This is a genomic window from Neisseria sp. P0021.S005 (assembly GCF_051956955.1).
Map to the genome: position 1 here is coordinate 1 of NZ_JBQCWY010000448.1, position 2,548 is coordinate 2,548.

2 protein-coding genes and 2 pseudogenes are annotated in these 2,548 nt (G+C 53.3%); all 4 read right to left on the reverse strand.

The window, feature by feature from the left end; all coding sequences use genetic code 11:
* Nucleotides 1-109: 109 nt before the first annotated feature.
* Entirely contained in the window at nucleotides 110-1,312 is a 1,203-nt protein-coding gene (locus ACTHUE_RS15385) for a beta-ketoacyl-ACP synthase (RefSeq protein ID WP_219088767.1), read from the reverse strand.
* Between the two features lie 3 nt (nucleotides 1,313-1,315).
* Nucleotides 1,316-1,834: a hypothetical protein gene (locus tag ACTHUE_RS15390; protein WP_070850689.1), complete on the reverse strand. Its 519-nt coding sequence runs from the start codon at nucleotides 1,832-1,834 to the stop codon at nucleotides 1,316-1,318.
* A gap of 123 nt (nucleotides 1,835-1,957) precedes the next feature.
* Nucleotides 1,958-2,107, reverse strand: a pseudogene (locus ACTHUE_RS15395) (NAD(P)/FAD-dependent oxidoreductase); the annotation flags it as partial.
* A 133-nt stretch (nucleotides 2,108-2,240) separates the two neighbouring features.
* Nucleotides 2,241-2,548 (reverse strand): annotated as a pseudogene (locus ACTHUE_RS15400) (MMPL family transporter); the annotation flags it as partial.

Genomic DNA, 2,548 nt, shown 5'->3' on the forward strand with positions numbered 1-2,548 from the left:
AGCCTATTATGGCATATTTCGGCGGATTTGGTTGTTGTTTTGATGTTATTGTTTTTTAAGTTGCGGAAAAGAAAAAGGCCGTCTGAAAAGACAGCCTAAATATAAGGACTTATCCGATAATCAAAACGGCATTGCTGCCGCCGAAAGCGAATGATGAGCTGGCGGCAATGCGTTTTTCAGACGGCCAGCGGCTGTTTTCGTCGGTTAAAGCAATGTTGGGCAGCTCGGAATCGGGTACGTTGTCCCATTGTTGCGGTGGCAGTTTGCCTTCTGGATTGTATTGGTGGTTGGCCATCAACCAGGCAAACGCGGCTTCGATCGCACCAGCTGCGCCTAAGGTATGACCGGTGGACGGCTTGGTTGAAGTGCAAAGGGTGTGGCTGCCAAATACTTCGGCAACAGCTCGGCTTTCCATGCTGTCGTTGTGCTGCGTGCCGGTGCCGTGCAGATTGATCCAGCCGATCTCTTCCGCTTTCAAGCCGGCTTTATCCAAAGCGGCCTGAAAAGATTGGGCTGCACCCAAACCGTCGGGGCGGGGCGAAGACATATGGTAGGCATCGCTGCTTGCGCCGTAGCCGAGCAACTGCATTTCGCCGTCAAAATCGGCATCGCGTGTCATTACGAAAAATGCGGCTGCTTCGCCGATATTGATGCCGTTGCGGTTGGCGGAAAAAGGCTTGGCAATGCCGTCTGAAAGCACTTCCAAAGAGGCAAAACCATTGATCGTCAGCGGAGAAAGCGTATCCGCGCCGCCGCAAATCACAGCATCACACAATCCGGCACGAAGCAATCGGGCTGCACTGATGAGGGCGCGTGCGCCGGAAGTGCAGGCGGTGGAAACGGTATAGCGCAAGCCGTCCAGACCGTAAACTTGGGCGATAAATTCGGAGGGCGAAGCCATGGTGTGTTGCAGCTGTTTGAACGGAACATCCGTCCATCCACCGCCTTGGACAACGTGTTGGAACAAAGGGATATTTTCGTCTGCGCCACTGGTGGACGTACCGGTAACGACAGCGACCCTTTCTTTGCCGTAACGGGCAATGGCCGTCTGAATCAGTTCGTCTATTTGCGAAAGCGCGTGCAGGATAAGCTGGTTGTTGCGGCTGCGGTGTGCTTCGGGGATGCTGTCGGGCAGGGGCATCAGGGTTTCTTTGACTGCACCGAAAGCATGCGTTTTGCCTTTTACCCATTGGTCTGAAAAAGTCAGGGGCGTGTTTTCAGACGGCGTGAGTAAGGCATCGGCATGAACTTGCAAGCCGCTGCCCAATGCGCTGGTCAGTGCCGGACGGCTGAGATAAACAGGAGTATTCATGAATTAGTCTTCTGCGATCGGGCTGACCGTCCAGAAAGTTTGGTCGGGGAAGCCGATAAGGAATTGTTCGGAATGGTGGGCAACACACCACAAATCACGCTCGCGGTAGCTGAATACCGCGCCTTTGCCGTCAGGGCAGAAGCCTTGATGGGTGGCGTTTTGTTGGCGGGCTTCAGGGTAAAGCGTGGCGGCGTGTTCGGCGGCCAAAAGCGGTAACAAGGCGGCAAACAGTCGGCGCGAAGTGGCATTGGGCATCACAAAGCCGTCGTTTTTCCAGCCTTTGGTGCTGACCGATTGACGCGATACCGGCGCACCCAGTGCATCGGTTTGGACAAAGCGGATGCCGTCTGAATGAGGCTCGACTGCCAAGAGATTGGTTTGAACGGTTTGCCCCGCCGCATTGGTCTGCTCGAGTTTGAACCATTGGCCTTCTTTGGAAAGCGGCGGCAGCGTTTGCGGATGAGGGAGCGAGGTTGCGCATGCGGAAAGCAGCAGTGCGGCAAGCAAAGGGATAAATCGCATAAGGTTTTATCTAACGGTCAAAATATTTAATGATGAGGGTAGATTTTCAGACGGCCTGTTCTGTTTTCAGGCGAGGCCGTCTGAAAGGCATTCGTCCTTATTCTACCTTCAAATCGCCCACCAATGCGGCAGCAGGCTCTCGCTGATGACAAAGCGCGGGAAATGTTGTTTTTCCAGTACGCAAACTTTAAAGCCTTGTTTGTTCAGCAAAGCGGAAGCAACCGAACCTGAAGGGCCTGCGCCGATAACGGCAACGTCGAATTCTACGGGTATTTGAAAATACCTTTGATTTTAATGCTAAATAATGCTTAAACTGCTATATAAAATTTTTCAGACGGCCTTTTGCAACTTGGCGATTGAAGTTGAAAAAAATATCGTTTCAACTTCAATCGTCTTCATCTTGTGTCTAATTTTTCAATAATGTGCCTGCCAGCCAAATATTGAATGCCACGCCGATGGTAACCGTCATGCCGAACGCGGCAACAGCGGGCGTGCTGCTGATGGCGAGCAGGGCAAAGGAAATGGCTGTCGTCGCTGCGGCAAGCAGCATACCGCCTAATTTTGCCGGCGCGCTGTGATGTGCAGTGGCGGCATAGACGGCATAGTCCACGCCGATGGCGGATACTAAAAGCAGGCCGAACATGGCAAACAGGCTGACGGGAATGCCGGCCAAACCGAGTACGGCAACGGTGCAGATGGCGGCGGCCAGCGGCA